Genomic DNA, 17,066 nt, shown 5'->3' on the forward strand with positions numbered 1-17,066 from the left:
ACAAGAAGACAACCTTTATTTAAACTAGGTATGTGGTATTTTCTTATCAAACAAAGTGCCCTCGAAACAGCGCAATATCAGACGTTACAAAAGCGGGCACTGCAGACGGAAGTTGAACTATTTAACGAGCCTTACGAAAACTGGTACATATTCACAGTAGAGAAAGATATTTATTCAGCCTTTATGGATTTGCTTGATTTACAAGGCATTTCATATGATTTAACCGCTGAACGACCTACGCGATCTGAGATGGTAACCAGAATGTAGTAGCCCTATTTACATCTTTTCGTTAGAATAAATAGAAACCAGTATCCTCAATAACAGCAAACGCCCGTTTCGATTTAGTAAAACGGGCGTTTGCTGTTATTGAGGATAAATTGATGATACAGATAGATCCAAGTTTCTACCTTGTTGATCTGGTTAATTTTGGAATGGATAGACGGTTAAAAATGATGTGGATAGAAGTAATCTAGTGAACCCATTAACTCTCCTTGCGAACTTTAGTAGTATATTCCAGCTACCTGTGGATAGGTAACACTGTCTGGAAAAATATTTTTGATAATCTAGCAGAACACTTATTCATCAACCAGGAATGAACGTACAACGCTGCTAATTTTCCCAACCTCGATTAGCAGGCGTATCGCTCACATTTACATTCGTACCGGGAAATATAATGTAACGTTTAAGCGGGGGTAGATGCTATGCCTGAATGTTTTATCAGCGTAACGGTACGATCTGGTTGACCGTCATACGTAGTGGAACCGGCAACTGGCCGGGCCTTATCAACTGATACGTATCTGCAGTCGGATCATACCGTACCTGCCATCCTTTAATTGTCTCCGTCTCTGGCTTTGGTAAATATAATCGAAGCGTATCAGCCATAAAGGCGTAGTAAGACTGCCCCTCTTTTAGCGAATCAATCTTTTGTCGGGAGATCAACACAGGCATTAATCGATTAGGCGAATCGTCGTCACTACCAAAACCCAGCCCTTCCTCGCCGGTTTCTTCGTTATACACTGGCAATTCAGCGGCAATCGGTGGCTTATCGGTATTACGCTGATACACCCAGTATCCTAAAAAACCAATTCCTATCAACACAAGGCCAAGCGCAGCCCGGCGAGCGAGTGGGTGATTCAGGACAATTAACCACCAGCCAGGTTGTGATTTAGTTTCTTCAGGAGGCTCTGGCATACTAACAGGCATTGGTTCGGCCGCAGCTATCCACAACTCCTCATCAGCTTCCTGGCGGGCTGTACTTGACAGGAGTTGATGTAACGCCAGCTGATCGGCAAAATCAGGGTCATTTTCCAGCAAGTTCATATATTGCTGGTATTCGTCGGCGGTTAGCGTTCCCTGCTCCCGTTTTTCAATAAGTTCCTGTCGTTGCTCGTCCGTCATCGGGGTGAAAAAATCAGGTGCTGCCGACGACATTCATCAGCAACATAAGTTCTTAACGTTTCCAGGCAACGTCGGATTAATCCTTCAACTACTTTCACACCTTTATCAAGATCAGCCGCAATTTCACTGGCTGGTAGGGGCCGAAGATAATCGTTGTTATATCGGCTGTCGATCACTTCCTTACAGTCGGGCTTCAACTGCTGCTTGCAAGACACCAGGACTTCCTTTAACTGTTCATCGTTGTCATGCACAGCTAATATGGGAATTTCGTCGGGCGAGACATCCCCAGCCAGTTGATTTTTGATAGCATGCCATACTAAGCGGCCTCTGTTAACGAACCCAAGTAAATAGGTGCTTAACAAGGAATCCAGAAAAAACGAATCCTTACCTGTTTTTGTCGTATTGAGCTTTCTAAGAAAATCCTCCCGAACCTCGGCCATAATATCCTTACTAAGATCGTCTGCCTCCATAATCTGAAGCCCCTGCAATTGTTTTCGGGCATATAGCCTGACTTTTAAGCAAGGCTCATTTAAAAAAGCACCTGCCTGCCGATCAAGAAATTGATAGACGTATAAGCCAATCTGATCGTGCAGGTAGTCGAACACAAGTTTTTTCTCCAGACAAACTCGCTCTTTATGGAAGACAAACATCGGACTTCTTACCCGGGCATCGTCCTGAATCACGCTGTGCACAATCGCTCGTAACGTGCGCTCGGCTATCCGCAGCTGATCCTCTCGGCTTAGTTTAGATAACAAAGGTTTAAGATACGAATCGCCCGGTTGTTGAGCAAGTTGATCCATCCAGACCACTACGTCCATGCGTCGATTTTCGTCCCAGCGTTCGATTGCGTCGGGCGCTTGTGCGCGCATCTGTATCTTCCAGCCAGCTGCTTTTATAACATCCCGTAAAACAGAATCGAATGCTGTTGCGAAAAACGCTCGCTCATCGGGTTGCAGTTGACGTAGCACGCTTCCCAGCTCCTGTATAACTACCTGACGTAGCATAGGCGACTGTGATTTGTAGTGAGTCAGATTCTGATCGAGTGTTCGCCCAATAAACTCATTTACCCGTTGACCAAATGCTAATTCGATTGGACGTCTGGCTGCCTCAACAAGCTGATCAATAACCTTTATGTCCATTGTGCCCATTTAATTTGCCACCAGAGCTTCCAGCGGTTTACTAAACCAATCCGGTACTCACAATCAATGCAGTGGGCATACTGGTCATAAATACGATTGGCTTTGTCAGGCTGACCACTTTTCAGATAGGCTACCGCCAGATGCCACTGGACTGCTTCCCGAAAATAAGGTCGAATGTCGGTTACGTGTACGATCTGCTCAAAGCTTTTTACGGCTAAGGCGTACTGACCGTCAACCAGGTGCATCTGGCCTTCAAAAAACTGTTCAAAGATGCGTTTTTGGGCTACGACTACGCTATCATCACTTAGACTGCGTGTTACGCTGAAATCGTTTTCTGAATCCGGGAATGAGACAGGTGTAAAGGATAAGTAGGCGATAAAGAGTACACAAACCGTAGCAAAGCTTACCATTGACCGACGTACTAAGCGGATACGATGCGTTTGGTATTTAGCTTGATGCTGAAGCTGTTTTATCCGGCCAATGGCCCGCTGTTGTAAGAAAGCTTCGTGCATGATCTCGTGCGTTCGTTTAAGTGACGTTACTTCCTCCCGAAAATCAGGATCAGCGTTCATCTCAGCCTCAACAGATGTGCGTTCATCTGCTGGCATCTGATCGTTGAGATAGCGCTCAATCCAATCCTGTTCGTCTAGTTTATCAGCTGGTCTCTTCATGGTGTTGTCACTAATTTCTTCAATGCCTGTATGCAACGATATTTCCTGGTCTTCGCATTGTCGGCAGTGCCCAGATTAAAGTCGTCGGCAATTTCCTGCATTGTCTTTTTGTCAAAATAAAAGGCGGTCAGTATATCCTGGCAGGTTTTGCCGAGTTTGCCGAACAGGGCCCAGGCAGACCGAAGCTCATCTTCATCGATCAACACCTCTTCCGGACTGCGGTCATTCAGCAGTTGATTGCGGCTGTATTTCTCATGGCGCTGATTAACCGCATTACGTTTAGTCCACTCCTTAAGCCAGAGATTACTGGCAATGCCGTAGATGTACGTCGTCACTTTAGCGTCGTGATGAACCTGATACTTACTTGTCCAGACATTCTGAAGAAAGGCAAGGATCGTTTCCTGGAATAAATCATTGGCGTCGTCTTCGCTTCCCCCTTTTCGGGTAACCAGATTCGTGATATTTCGCTGGCACTGTTCATAAAGGTACGTAACGATGTCTTCTGTGATCGCAACCTGCTTACTCTGCAAACCATCAACAATCTGCTGATCAGTAAAGGATTTCTTCATGCATTTGGGAGGAAGTTATTTGCCTTATATACCACCTGAAGAGGGAGAGGTAACAGCCGAAAAAAAAGTCACTATTTTTTTAAAGAGAACCGCGGGAAATCAAAAAAACGACGCGTGGAACAGTGAGTTCGGACGAACCGGATTCATTAAACCTCCTATGCTATGCGTTTATCAGTCAAAAACACCCTGATTCTTGGTGCCATCGCGTCAACGTTTATGCTGGCCTCCTGCCAATCACAACAGATTGATCCCCAGCCAGCATCTATTCATCAAACTACCTCTGACTCGCTTGTCGTACGTACGTATGATGACCAACCCCCGAAGACCGGGGGAAATGGCGGAGAAGGTTATAATTAATTTGACGCCAGGATTCTTCAAGAATCCTGGCGTGTTTTTATAACTGCACATAGTGATTTAATTCATAGTTTTATTTGCAGCATTTTACATATGAAAAATTACAATATTTCCCAATCGAATAAGTTCATACATCTTCAACACCATGCGTTGTCAGAAACACTCTGATTCTTAGTGCTATCGCATCAACATTTACCCTGGCCTCCTGCCAATCACAATAGATTGATACCCCGGTCAGCATCCATTCATCAAACTGCCCCCAGCTCGCTCATTGTACGTGCCTACGATGATCAACCTCTCAAGACAGTTGGAGGAGGAGAAGGATATTAATTGATAAAAGAGGTTTCTAAAGGAGGCCTCTTTTATTATTCATCCTGGTTGCTCCATTATAGATTACCAGATAAGCGACGCGTTACAAAATAGGTTATCCGCTTACGCTGCCAAAACACGCCCATGCTCAATAATAGCATACTAATTACCAATCCACTAACTAATCCTGGTCGGCGGTTAGCGGCCATTACAGGCGACGCGTTGCCAAGCAACGTATAATTGGCCCAGTAGTAAGGATGATTGTATTTAAGAAACAGCGACGACTCGAAGAAATCTTGTCGAGCCTGCTGCAAAGCCCGATCTATAGCCATTCCCTGCGTTAGGTATTCATGAAGCCGGATGGTTAGGAAAGCGGTTGTTTCGTCGTTGGCTTTCCAAAGAGTTGTTACTACGGATGGGCAACCCGCATAAGCAAACGCCCGCGCTAACGATAGTACTCCCTCACTTTTTATTACCCTGCCCGATCCTGTTTCGCAGGCCCCCAGTACCACTAAGCCTGTAGCCGACAAGGACAAATCGTAAATTTCATCGGTATACAGTTTATTGTTATCATCCGGATAGAACGCAACATACGAGTTAGATGGGTCAGCGTCGTCTGTTTCGGCATGGGTAGCAAAGTAGATCACGTTACGATCCATATCGGCTTTCAGGAAATTCGCTAAAGTAGCCTCTGGTCCTAAGAGTACATCTCCTCCAATACTACGTGCTTCAGCCTCACTTGAAGCCAGCGGCCGAAAATTCGCTTGTCGATTCGTGGTTGATGGCACAGTACCCATTCGGGCAAATGGCGCCACTGTGAGCACAGGTTTATTCGATAAATCAGTTCGGGGACGATCAAAAAACAACTGTGCCGAAAACGCGTAGGCAATAGCGTAGTGTCTGGTTAAGTAATCGTGTGCCTGTCGACCCGTTTCCAGTACTTCAAACGGTAAAAACGCAAAACTCCAGTCTCGGGCAATAATTAGCCTTGTTTTTCCTTTAAGATACCCCCGAACAGGTCCAATTAATAGGGCGTACAAATCTGCAGCGCTACCTGTTCCTTCGTAGCTGGCCAGAAAAGGATCATGGTAAAGTTGGTGCTTGAGTTGAGCCAGTTGTTTTGTAAATCGTACGGAGTCGATCGGCTGCTGAATTATCTCAACAGCCTGTTGCGTAACAAGCAGAATAAACAAACTGGTCTCATTTCGTACGTACGAAATGTAAGCGGTTTCGTTGTCGATCTGTTGTTGCAATGCCCAACTACTTGAACTGGTCCCACGATAATTGAGCCGATAATAAGCAGGATAATCATGCTTGAACGTATCAAGGAGTTGGTGCCATTGCAGTTGAGCAGTCGTTAAAGAAACCGTGGCTGTTGTATCACTGAGACTTTTTCGTCGAGCTTGTTTAATTTGTTTTTTCAGTTGCTGCTCCCGCTCAAGCAGATGCGTCGGTATGGTTTGTGGCTTAATCGTGCTTAGTCGAAGTGCTTCCCGCAAACTTCCTGCCTGAGCCTGCTCGAACAAGCGAAACAACGTATCGCGTAAAGCTCCGCTTCGTCTGCGTTGATAAGCCTCGAAAACAGTGCTAACGGCTTCGGGTACAAGGCTGTGTTGGGCTGCGAAAATAAGCTGCGACTGTTCAGAGTCGATTCCGTGACGAATGTGCTCCTGAAGATCAACGCAGGCTTGATATGACTTAACAGCAGCGTTTTGATAAACCAAATTAGCTGTAAGCGTATGTAACTTTCTCAACACGGCTGCTTTATGCCACATTGACAGCAGTAATGTTGTTTCATCGGATACGTCGTCAGCCCTCGGATTCTGCCATTGACCAGTACAACTTTCCGGGTTACGACATATGGCCCGCACTGCTTCCTGATAAGCTTGTAAGGCCTGATTTAATTCATGACGGATTTCAAGAAGTTGGCCTTTCTCCACAAAAATCCTAGCCATTAACCGGCCCTGGCTACCAAACGATTTCAGGTGAAGCCGATGGGCTTGGGTAAGGTACCGCTCTGTCTTTTCTAATTGATTGGTTGCACGATAACAGGCACTCATCATCCACCAAAGATGTATCTGTTCTGATGCATAATCAGTAACGGCCTTTCCTCGACGTAGTGTTGTCAAGAGTTGCTCTGCTTCAGTAAAATAGGCTAACGACTTAGAATACTGGTGTAATTTGTACAACGTCCATCCAATACCGGATAGATTACCATACATTCGAATATCAACTCCTTTATACAGTTTTTTGGCTAATAGTCGATGATGTAATGCTTCATTAAAATCTCCCATTGCGTCATAGGCTTGGGCCAGGTTACTCTCAACATACGTCAGATCATCGTCAGTACCGTATTTTGCAGCTATTTCCTGTGCTTTAGTCAAATACGAGAGGCTTCGGGTGTAATTGCCTGTTTTAAGAAACCAGTTTCCCTGGTTGTTAAAATGAAACAATACGTAAAGCGGAATTTGCCGTTCGATCGTTGGGTGTTGGGTTAGCAAGGCATCGGCTTTGCGGAAGTAGATTTGTGCAGAGTCGTTCCGATAGAGAGCACCGTAGAACGTACCAAGGCTCGAAAACAGTTTAAACCGAGCGGAGTCGGGAGCAGTCGGAATAGCATGAAGATAGCGCAGACCCAACAGACACCGGTTGATGGCGATACGGTTCTGGTTCTTCATGTAGTCCATACTGCTTAGATCGACACAAAGATTGGCTGCTCGTATAGGATCGCTGGTACGTACCAGTTGAAAAGCTTTTTCGTAAAAACGTGTGGCCTCTTCGTATTTTTTGTGGACATACAATGTTTCGGCCTTCTGGCGATACGTATCAGCCAATATAATCTGCGTCCAGCCTACCTGAGGCAGGAGTAGTAAGAACCAGAAGATGTTTCGACAATTCACGGAGCAGTAAGAGGATGAAAGCGGAATTAGGTTATTTATTGATAGTCAATCACGACGGTAAATGCACCAGTGTTGTTTTTCTGATCATCATCATTAATGTCAAAAGTTAAATCAACCACTTGTTTATTATCAACTTTAAACGTTTGGTTATCTGCCCAATAACGCCAGTCTGCTTCATTGTTGATTTTGTACATAAGAGCAGCGTGAAACATAGCGGATACTTTATTATAACCAGGAAGCACCGGAAAAACTGTCGCGCCTTCAGGCCCAACCGTGCCAACGATGTCCCCTACCTTCATCTGCCCATTGGCTTTTATCGAAATCATCCCCGGTTTATAAAGCTGGATAGTTTTGCTTATTGGTCCACTCACTTTTAATGTAAGGGGCAGATAACTTACGGTCAAGTCGGTGCAAGTTGATTTGTATAAGCTATTTATCGCCACAGAATCCGCTTTAGAACGGACTACCGGCTGATCCAGAAACTGAAGCGCCATTAACGAGCCCGGCTCTGTTGAGGTAGGCATACCTAAAAACAACCCAGCATGATAAGCCACTGCTTTGGTAAGCGAATTCTTATCCCAATTGAAGGTATTACTCAGCAATAGGCTATATGTCCCATTACTTTCTTTACGTAGCGTTCCACCTACTCCAGTCCGTCCATCCATCAAACCAACAGGAGCAACCATATACGGCATTGGGAATTCAGACGGATCAACGAACCGCACCACTAAATGAGCTCGGTCGGTTGCTTGAAAATCCAGAAAACCGAGATTAGGGCACATCTGCTGCCAGACTGTAAAACCGGTTCGGATAGCCTCTCGCTGGCTATCGTTATTGAGCTTATCGAAACTATTTAGAACTGTATAGCGAAAATTACACTCTGTTGATGGACGACGGGCTGTCTCATTACGGTCGGCGCTGACGTATACCTGTTTTACTGCCGCAGGTGGCTCGTCCTGACATTGCGAAAAAAGGGCCCAAATTAGTAGTAAGGCCAGAGTGGAACGAAGTAAGGTGGATAGCATTGCGTATGAAAACTTAACGATGGAACCGTTACGAAATCAGAAAGCAATATACTCATTACAAACAATTTACTTCATTAGCTATCAAAAAATCAGCATAAGTAACTTAGTGTATACTTACAGCGACTTCCGATTTAAGCTGATCGAAATTATTCATTCGAGCGATTCGCCGGAAAAAGCGCCATGTCAACAGAACAGCTGCAATTGTTAACCCTGCCAGTAAACCAATCCACACGCCAATAGCATCCATCTTAAAGGGAAAAGCTAATACGTAGCTCAACGGTAGGGCGACAACCCAGTAAGAAAACAACGTAATGAGCGTCGGTACGTTGACGTCCGATAAGCCGCGCAAGCCACCCAGGGCAACGACTTGCACGCCGTCAGACAATTGAAAGAAGCCCGCCATAATGACCAGCGAAGCAGCAATCGTCATAACAGCCGGATTGTCGCGAATGTAGAGCGTAACCAGCCAGTCGTTAGCGGTAAGAAACAAGAGGGCAGCCAAACTCATAAAACTCACAGACAACAGGAAGGCGGCTATCCCCGCTTTAAAAATGCCTTCCCGGCTCCCCCGCCCCACAGCCGCGCTCACCCGAATGGCAGCCGCCGACGAGATGCCCGTTGCCATCATATACGTAACAGAAGCCATATTAATCGCAATCTGATGAGCCGCCAATCGGTCTTCGCCAAGCCAGCCAACAATAACGACAGCCAGGGAGAACGTAGCAATCTCAAAGAAAAACGTCATGCCGCCAGGAATACCCAACCGCAAAATCGTCCAGATATCGCTCGTCGTTGAGAGGTTCTGAAAGCTTGACTGCAGGTATTCCCTGAACCGTTCAGCCCGGTAAATGTAAATCAGGATTGCTGCTGCCATAAATAGCCTGGATATGAGCGTAGACAGCGCCGATCCCATCAGTCCCAGCTCAGGAAATGGCCCTATGCCTTTAATAAGTACGTAGTTAAAAACAGCATTTATGCCTAAAGCGGAGAGGGTAATCGCCATGGCTACGTGTGGATACCGCAGGCCATCGCAGAGTTGACGAGCTGATACGAAAATTAATAACGGCAGAACCGACGCGCTCAAAATCAACATAAAGTTCCGAGCCAGTCGCGCTACCTCTGGCGTTTGACCAAATAGTTCAAAATTATAAGCCAGTACTACGGATAGGCCGCCCAGAATAACACTCAACAATATCGCAACACGTAGTCCTGCCCGAAAGAGCCGGTTCACAGTTGCTACGTCGTTCTGACTACGCGCTTTTGAAATTAAAGCAGCCACGACCGGTAAGGCACCTACACCGATACCCGATAGCAGAAAAGACAACGAATTAGCCAGCCCAGCCGCTCCTAACGGCACAGCGCCCAGCAAACGCCCGACAAAAAGATTATCCGTAACGCCCATCAGGACAACACCTAACTGAGCAATAACGATCGGCACACTTAATCGGAGCGTATCAGCAAGTTCGGTACGGTAAGCGCGAAACAGAGTAGTGGAAACCATGGGGTGAATCGATAAAAAAGAACATGCAAACAAGTCACACAAAAACAGAAGCAACGAACGTGATAAGGAGTTCCCAGCACTGGCTTGTTAAGGGAACAGATCAAGTATTGAAAAGCCATACTGATCAGATAATCAAGTAGTTCAGGCAATAGATAGCAGGAAACCACGCAATTTATCAAACACGGAATTCCACGCTAATACACTTGAACAGATTCGGCAATCTTTAACCCGCTAAAAGTAGCTCGATCTATAACCCTTAACTCAATCACTTCTTATGTTTCAGGAACTGCTTCCCAATGAACAGACATTGATCACCCGCAATGACGCGGGCGTCGTACGCGACATCAACCATGCCGAAGCGCCCGTAACGCAACCAGCTGGCTCGGCTCGCGAAGCTGCCGATCTTTACCTGCGTCAGCAGGCCGACCAACTCATGACCAGTCAAGAATCATTACGCGGATTAGAGAGTTTAACCGCCAGCAGTCCTGAGTCCGAGGCTGGTGGCTACCGATTTCAGAATGAAAAAGCTCAATTTGACATTACGACCGTAGGCTACCAACAAACATTTTTTGGTTTACCAGTCTGGGGAGCGGGCGTGAGTGTACAAGTCAAACACGAACCGTACCGAGTGTTATCAGCGCAACACACCGGCGACCCCGGCATTGACGTAGACCAGCCCAATGACGGCGCCGTCAGCTACATGCAGAACCTTACGGCTGATCAGTTGGCAAAACTGCTCGGTCTACCACCCGAATCACTAGCCCTTAACGGGAAAAAGCTGTGGATCTTCCTGTACGATGCGAAAAAGAGAACAGAAGATCACCCGCACACCGATAATGAGGGATTCACTCAGGGATTCGCCGAACTGCACCTTACTCTACCAATACCTTCCGTAGCTGACTCTATCAAAAACGGTCGTTATTACGTTGCTCTTGAAGCCCTGTTCACAACAACTGTCCCTAATTTGGGGCCTGTTAACTGGCGGGCGTTTATAGAGGTCGAAACCGGTTCGGTGCTTCAACTTCGTGCGCTGATCGACAACGTAAACGGGTTGGTATTCACAACAGACCCGATTACGTTGACAGGTAACCCGGCAAATGGCCCAACAGCCAGTAACGCTACGTTAAATCCACTGCGCCAGTCGGTACCTCTGCCCTTGAATCCGCCCCTGCCGATTGTGAACATCCAGACGCTGACAGGTCAATTTGTGCGAATTTCAGACTTTGAGCTGCCTACCGTATCGGCACCTGTTCAGCCGGCTGGAGTCAACTTCAATTTCAATAGTCGCTCTAACCAATTTGCCGCCGTCAATGCTTACTACAACTGTGACCGTTTTTTCCGGGTCATGCAAAGCATGGGGTTCAACATTGTAAGCTATTTCAATAATACAACCTTCCCAATCCCGATTGATCACCGAGGGCGTTATAGTACAGTAGATGGGGTAGAGGTCAATGCCTATTGTGCTGGTAATGCCTCGGGGAATGGCATCGGACGGTCAGCCTATATGCTCGCTAATACGACCGATACAACCAACCCAATCAGCATTGCCGCCGACTGGCGCGTAGTTCTGCACGAATTGGCCGGGCATGGCATTTTATGGGATAATGTTTCCTCACCCAACTTTGGCTTTGCACACAGCGCCGGTGATTCAGTAGCCGCTATTCTCAACGACCCCACGAGTCAGGCACCCGACCGGTTCGAGACCTTTCCCTGGACGTTTTCATCGCTCCCTGCTACGTCACGACGGCGCCACGATCGCACTCTTGTCGATGGCTGGGGCTGGGGCGGTACCCGCGATGTAGGTGGCTACAGCAGCGAACAAATACTCTCGACAACGCTCTTCCGTTTCTACCGCTCAATAGGGGGCGATTCAGGCAGCGTTTCCATGCGTGAGTTTGCCGCTCGTTACACCTGTTATCTGATTTTCCGGGCGGTTAGTACCCTTACCCCCGCCACTAACCCTGGCAACGCCAGCGGTTTCGCATCGGCTCTGATGACCGCCGATCTCGGCGACTGGACCACTGCCGGGCATTCGGGTGGTGCCTATGGAAAAGTGATTCGATGGGCGTTTGAGAAGCAAGCCCTGTTTCGGGCTCCCGGCACACCAGCCACAGCGGTTGGGTCTCCTCCTCCTGTTGACGTTTACATTGAGGATGGCCGGGCAGGTGAGTATAGTTTCCAGCCCGTTCACTGGAATAATACGCGCATCTGGAACCGACGTAGTGCCGATGGACTGATGACCCACCAGGAACCCGTAGTTGGCCAGCCCAACTTTGCTTACGTGAAAGTAAAAAATCGGGGCACTCAAGTCGCGACGAACGTACGGGTGAAAGCGTTTCACTGCAATCCTGGCACAGGTCTGACCTGGCCAAACGACTGGCAACCCATGACAACCGCTCAGCGTTCGGCCCCAAATATCGCGCCGAATAATACGGCAGAAGTGGTAGTCGGCCCGTTTGAATGGACACCGACGCAACTTGGTCATGAGTGCATGCTCATGATTGCGTCCGCCACCGGCGATGCCAGTAACATCGATAATTTTACGGCAGGCGACTCAATACCCGAATGGCGCTTAGTACCGAATGACAACAACATTGGCCAACGAAACGTAGCGCCGGTGGCTGCCCTCCCCGACGGCCTGGTTAAAGCGTTTAAAGGCCGGCGATTTTTGATTCGGAATCCCTTCGATGAAGTTGTCAAGTTAGACGTGCGGGTTCAGCAGCCAAAATGGCTTACAAAACTTGGCTGGCAATTGGTTTTCCAGAATGAGCAGGAGTTGAGCCGGCTCGACAAGCGCGGCAAGATCGAAGCTGTAATGGCGATGAAGCCGGGAGAGGAATTTAAGCCAGAAACGGTGCGTTCGCAGCGAGATCGGACCATTACAATTGAAGTATGGGCGAATGGGTTATTAACGGGAGGTATGACCTACGTGATTGATCCGAAATTAACGGAAAACGAACGTGTCGTATAATTAAATTTGTTTCCCACTCATCCACAAGAGTCCTGTAGATGAGTGGGAAACAAATCATTTTCTATGAACCCTCAGTGGGTTGAAGCCCGTCATGACTCATAATTCGGGATATCAGTTTCGACCTCACTATATCAAAATGCCATTTCCTTTGATCATTTATTCATTCAGATTAGTGCCTCACCCAGCGCGATTATTTTTTTATGTTCTCCCTGCTGCTTTCTTCGTACTTTTGTCTTCTTTATCACAAATCAGGATAAGCCTTTGAAAGAATACGGCAGTAGTATCCAAAAGTTGGTTGACAACATGGTCAACATCGACGATCGGGAAAAACGCACTCGTTATGCGCATATCCTGATCGAACTGATGCGGCAGATTCACCCAAACATGAAAGACGGTCAGGATTACTACAATAAGTTGTGGGACGATCTGTATATCATGTCGGGTTTTACGCTGGATGTAGAAAGTCCTTATCCTCCGCCATCGGAAGAAGCACTGGGTAAAAAGCCACAGAGGGTTCCCTATAATACCCATCATCTAAAATTCAAGCATTTTGGACGTAATGTCGATTTATTGATAGCTAAGGCTACGTCGCTGGAAGATCCTGACGAACGGCGGGCTTTTGTTTCGTATCTGACGCGTCTGATGCGTACGTTTTATCAGGCATGGAATAAAGAATCCGTTGAAGATGAGACTATTTACCAGAGTCTTATTGAGTTATCGAACGGTAAACTCCACGACGACATTCAGTTGATTCGGGAACAAGGGCTCGTGGATGCAACCCCACGCGAACGTACGGGTGATCAACCCCAGCGGATTGGCGGTAATAATTACCGGAATGATCGCGAAGGGAACCAACGCTCTGGACCAAATCAGGGACGTTCCAATAATCGGAACGATAATTCGGGTTCACAACGAAACTTCGGTAGCCGGAACCGAAACGACCGCGATGGCGGACCACAGGGCCGTCCTAACAACCGCAACGACGGATCGCCACGTAACTTTGGCAATCGGGATGGCGGTCAGCGCCCTGGCAACAACCGCAATGACGGTCCACGCCGAAGACGCTAATATTTTAATTATGAATGATGAGGTATAAATGCTGGATAGGATCAAACTATTTCTCTCGCTTATCATTTATAATTAATCATTCATAATTTATCATTCTTTAAATGGCATCCTTTCAAATTACTGGTGGTCGTAAACTAAAAGGTGAACTGATCCCACAAGGGGCAAAGAACGAAGCCCTGCAAATTCTTTGCGCCGTATTACTCACAAAAGAACCCGTTACGATTTATAATATTCCGGGAATACGGGATGTCAATCAACTCATTGACCTGCTTGGTGATTTAGGTGTTTGGGTAACAAAAATTGGTGAAGGCGCGTATCGCTTTCAGGCCAGCGACGTTAATCTGGATTATCTGGAGACTGATACGTATAAACGCAAAGCCGCTGCCCTTCGTGGGTCGGTTATGCTGTTGGGGCCCATGCTCGCGCGCTTCAAAACGGGGCGTATTCCTCGGCCCGGTGGTGATAAAATTGGTCGGCGACGACTCGATACGCACTTTCTGGGTTTTGAAAAACTAGGCGCTCAATTCAATTACGATGCTAACGACGGAGGTTATTATCAGGTTGACGCCAGCAATCTGCGCGGTACGTACATGCTTCTCGACGAAGCCTCAGTAACAGGTACAGCCAACATATTGATGGCTGCTGTTATGGCCGAAGGGATTACGACTATTTATAATGCTGCTTGTGAGCCCTATCTTCAGCAACTCTGTAAGATGCTCAATTCGATGGGCGCCAAGATTTCGGGCGTTGGCTCGAATCTGCTCACAATTGAGGGTGTGTCCGAACTGAAAGGTACCGAGCACACCATGTTGCCCGATATGATCGAGATTGGTTCGTTCATTGGTATGGCAGCTATGACTCAGTCAGAGATTACGATCAAAAACTGTCAGATTCCTGAATTAGGTATTATTCCCGATCAATTCAAACGGTTGGGTATCCAGATGGAATTTAGAGGTGATGACATTTTCGTTCCGGCGCAGGAGCATTACCAGATCGACAGTTTTTTGGATGGGGGCATGATGACCGTTGCCGACGCACCTTGGCCCGGTTTTACACCCGATCTGCTGAGTATCGTTCTCGTTACTGCCGTACAGGCGCAGGGAACATTACTTATTCACCAGAAAATGTTCGAAAGTCGGCTGTTCTTTGTCGATAAACTGATCGACATGGGGGCTCAAATCATTCTCTGCGATCCACACCGCGCTACGGTCGTTGGCTTGAATCGTCAAGTTCCCTTAAAAGGTATTCGCATGTCGTCGCCGGATATTCGGGCGGGGGTTGCTCTGTTGATTGCAGCGATGTCGGCCAAAGGCACCAGCATTATTGACAGCATAGAACAAATTGACCGGGGTTACCAACACATCGATACGCGTTTGAACGCTATTGGTGCCGAGATTATCCGGTTGTAAAAGTTTGATTCTTAAGTTTCACAGAAAAAGGGCCATCAAGGCCCTTTTTCTGTGAAAAACCATTACGACTGCAGTTGAAAATCTCACAACTCAAATTAATCAATACTAAACCTTCTTTATTCATTTTTGTCTTTAGTACGTAACACGTTTAATTTGACACACGGAAACACACTAATAATCAAAATACTATGAAAACGCTACAATCCAATCTATCCATCTGGGCCCTGGCAGCCCTGCTATCAGGTAGTTCATTAATGGCTTGTGCTCAGGCGACAACAGGCTCAACAGCGGCCGCAACAACGAATGACCCTGCTAAATCAACCCTGCTTACTCCTTTGCAGCAAAGTATTACCAGATTGAAAAAATTATCAGCAACAGGCGATCCCGACTTTGATTATGCTTTCCAGGCCAAAGCGCATACGCAGGGTATACAGGATTTGCTGAAAGCCGAAATCCAGAACGGCAAGGACACCGCCATGGTGAATATGGCAAAATCAACGCTGCCCGCCACAGAAGCTGATCTAGCGATGTTTGACGGCACAATGCGCCAACTCAAACCAACGCGTCCAAGTCAGGCTTACACGCAGCAACAGAACCGCAACATCGAAGCTATGAGCCTGAAATTACAGCAAACCGGCTCCAGCGATAAGCTGACAAGCAACTTGGATAAAAACTTTGCTACGTTGCTACTCGACCAGCGTCAGGATGCAATTGACATGGCCACTACGTATCTACAATACGGTAATAATGCCGCGCTGAAGACTTATGCGCAGCAATTAGTCGATAAATCCAAACAGCAAATGGCTACGCTCAAAGCGCAGCAGCCTAAATAAAACCGAACGTTTTGCCGTGAATGCAGTAATGGTCGTATATTCAAGCTTCCCATTACTGCATTCATGGAAGTAACTGATTCTTTTATGCCAACAGCGGGTGTTGTTGGCCTTCTGCCCATGGTCACGTACTTTTTCCTGGTCGTGGCCATGTTTGCTTTTATAGGTAATTTCGTTCTCTCGCTGGCAATCCAGCCGTCTATTCGTCCAGAGTTTCGTATTGTTCATTCGGTAACGGCGGTTGTTGCGGTTGTGTCAGCAGTATCTTGTTACCTGACACAGACGTATTACCACGATATGTTGCGCGAATTAGCGACCGTTACGGATGCCAACGATCGGCAAACGCTCATTCGCGAGTCATACAATGCCATTGGCCAATTCCGCTATATGGATTGGTTTATTACGTCCCCGCTGCTCTTACTGCAAATTATCTTTGGTCTTAATTTCCAGCGAAATGCAGTCAAGCGACCGTTAATTTATTTGCTGACAGCTACTTTGCTGCTATATTTTGCCAGCTATATCGGCCACCAGCAGCTATCCTTCGACAACGAAATTCAGGTTGGCATGAAAGTTATCTGGGGATTGGTTGCGACGATAGCTTATGGATTTAGTCTATTCACGCTACGTCGGTTAGAGCAGCAGTTCGGTGAACAAACGACGCTTACCCAACAACGTGCCTATCGGCAGATGGCCTATCGGCAGATGATGGTGATCATCGCTACGTGCTGGGGAATTTACCTGCTTGGCTATTTCCTGACCGTTACGCCTATTGACTTTAGCTGGATTCACATTGCTTTTACTATCACTGATCTCACCGCTAAGATCAGTATCGGATTAATTGTTTATTTTACTAGTACAAAGTCAGTGGAAAACGCTGATAGTTAGTTAACTGTAGTACTTCAAGGCGAGACTGCCTCATTCT

At 46.9% G+C, this 17,066-nt stretch carries 14 protein-coding genes; 7 read left to right on the top strand and 7 right to left on the bottom strand.

The window, feature by feature from the left end:
- Positions 1-30: 30 nt before the first annotated feature.
- A complete protein-coding gene (locus tag IC230_RS28730; protein WP_191042523.1) occupies positions 31-267 on the top strand; it encodes a hypothetical protein in 237 nt (78 codons plus the stop codon).
- Between the two features lie 450 nt (positions 268-717).
- On the opposite strand, the gene IC230_RS28735 is transcribed toward IC230_RS28730, so the two are convergent.
- From IC230_RS28735 to IC230_RS28750, 4 genes are read right to left on the bottom strand one after another with little or no spacing between them, the layout of a single operon-like run.
- Entirely contained in the window at positions 718-1,398 is a 681-nt protein-coding gene (locus tag IC230_RS28735; protein ID WP_191042524.1) for a hypothetical protein, read from the bottom strand.
- Positions 1,395-2,537, bottom strand: a complete 1,143-nt coding sequence (locus IC230_RS28740) for an RNA polymerase sigma factor (RefSeq protein ID WP_191042525.1) — start codon at positions 2,535-2,537, stop codon at positions 1,395-1,397. The genes IC230_RS28735 and IC230_RS28740 overlap by 4 nt, the downstream gene beginning before the upstream one ends.
- Positions 2,528-3,208 carry a PgaA family protein gene (locus tag IC230_RS28745; protein ID WP_191042526.1) on the bottom strand — a complete coding sequence of 227 codons (681 nt, stop codon included), beginning with the start codon at positions 3,206-3,208 and terminating at the stop codon, positions 2,528-2,530. Before IC230_RS28745 ends, IC230_RS28740 begins: the two co-directional genes overlap by 10 nt.
- Complete coding sequence (locus tag IC230_RS28750) at positions 3,205-3,777, bottom strand: RNA polymerase sigma factor (RefSeq protein ID WP_191042527.1); 573 nt, start codon at positions 3,775-3,777, stop codon at positions 3,205-3,207. Before IC230_RS28750 ends, IC230_RS28745 begins: the two co-directional genes overlap by 4 nt.
- 162 nt (positions 3,778-3,939) lie before the next feature.
- On the opposite strand from IC230_RS28750, the gene IC230_RS28755 reads away from it, so the two are divergent.
- Positions 3,940-4,134: a hypothetical protein gene (locus tag IC230_RS28755; protein ID WP_191042528.1), complete on the top strand. Its 195-nt coding sequence runs from the start codon at positions 3,940-3,942 to the stop codon at positions 4,132-4,134.
- A gap of 383 nt (positions 4,135-4,517) precedes the next feature.
- On the opposite strand, the gene IC230_RS28760 is transcribed toward IC230_RS28755, so the two are convergent.
- The 3 genes from IC230_RS28760 to IC230_RS28770 form a co-directional block, all read right to left on the bottom strand.
- The gene (locus IC230_RS28760) at positions 4,518-7,340 is read right to left on the bottom strand and encodes a CHAT domain-containing protein (RefSeq protein ID WP_191042529.1); all 2,823 of its coding nucleotides are present in this window, start codon (positions 7,338-7,340) and stop codon (positions 4,518-4,520) included.
- Positions 7,341-7,375: 35 nt separating this feature from the next.
- Complete coding sequence (locus IC230_RS28765) at positions 7,376-8,365, bottom strand: matrixin family metalloprotease (RefSeq protein ID WP_191042530.1); 990 nt, start codon at positions 8,363-8,365, stop codon at positions 7,376-7,378.
- 103 nt (positions 8,366-8,468) lie between these two features.
- Entirely contained in the window at positions 8,469-9,866 is a 1,398-nt protein-coding gene (locus IC230_RS28770; RefSeq protein ID WP_191042531.1) for an MATE family efflux transporter, read from the bottom strand.
- A 274-nt stretch (positions 9,867-10,140) separates the two neighbouring features.
- Here IC230_RS28770 and IC230_RS28775 point away from each other — a divergent pair, with 274 nt between their 5' ends.
- From IC230_RS28775 to IC230_RS28795, 5 genes are all read left to right on the top strand, one after another.
- Complete coding sequence (locus IC230_RS28775; RefSeq protein ID WP_191042532.1) at positions 10,141-12,837, top strand: hypothetical protein; 2,697 nt, start codon at positions 10,141-10,143, stop codon at positions 12,835-12,837.
- Between the two features lie 261 nt (positions 12,838-13,098).
- Positions 13,099-13,905, top strand: coding sequence for a DUF4290 domain-containing protein (locus IC230_RS28780; protein WP_191042533.1), 807 nt, complete (start codon positions 13,099-13,101; stop codon positions 13,903-13,905).
- A 101-nt stretch (positions 13,906-14,006) separates the two neighbouring features.
- Entirely contained in the window at positions 14,007-15,314 is a 1,308-nt protein-coding gene (murA, locus tag IC230_RS28785; RefSeq protein ID WP_191042534.1) for a UDP-N-acetylglucosamine 1-carboxyvinyltransferase, read from the top strand.
- A 188-nt stretch (positions 15,315-15,502) separates the two neighbouring features.
- Positions 15,503-16,147 carry a DUF305 domain-containing protein gene (locus tag IC230_RS28790; protein ID WP_191042535.1) on the top strand — a complete coding sequence of 215 codons (645 nt, stop codon included), beginning with the start codon at positions 15,503-15,505 and terminating at the stop codon, positions 16,145-16,147.
- A 63-nt stretch (positions 16,148-16,210) separates the two neighbouring features.
- Entirely contained in the window at positions 16,211-17,029 is an 819-nt protein-coding gene (locus IC230_RS28795) for a bacteriorhodopsin (RefSeq protein WP_191042536.1), read from the top strand.
- The last annotated feature ends 37 nt before the right edge of the window (positions 17,030-17,066 follow it).

Source organism: Spirosoma validum (assembly GCF_014699035.1).
In the GTDB taxonomy this organism is placed as follows: domain Bacteria; phylum Bacteroidota; class Bacteroidia; order Cytophagales; family Spirosomataceae; genus Spirosoma; species Spirosoma validum.